This window comes from Pseudomonas sp. SIMBA_067, assembly GCF_046534675.1.
Taxonomy (GTDB): domain Bacteria; phylum Pseudomonadota; class Gammaproteobacteria; order Pseudomonadales; family Pseudomonadaceae; genus Aquipseudomonas; species Aquipseudomonas putida.
On record NZ_JAWRYH010000193.1, the window covers coordinates 1 to 324 of the forward strand.

At 56.8% G+C, this 324-nt stretch carries 1 protein-coding gene; it reads left to right on the forward strand.

Features of this window, described 5'->3' with window-relative positions:
• Positions 1 to 324 (forward strand): condensation domain-containing protein (locus tag SB765_RS28685; RefSeq protein WP_410932366.1); only part of this gene is annotated, 324 nt, incomplete at both ends.

Here is a 324-nt window from a genome sequence, read left to right on the forward strand (position 1 = left end):
GGTCAGCCGTGCGCGTCAGCAGGACATTCAGTTTACGCCCAAAGATTTGTTCCAGAATCAGACTGTGCAAGCACTGGGTGCGGTTGCGCAGCGTTCGACCAGTACAGCTATCGACCAAGGGGCAGTTATCGGCGCTACTGCGCTGTTGCCGATTCAGCATTGGTTCTTCAACGCTGATATTCCTCAGCGTCATCATTGGAACCAGTCCGTGTTGCTGATGCCGCACGAGACCTTGGCGCCGGAGCCGTTGAACAAGGCTCTGCAGGCTGTCGTGGCGCATCACGATGCGTTGCGTCTGCGCTTCGAACAGGGCAATGATGGTTG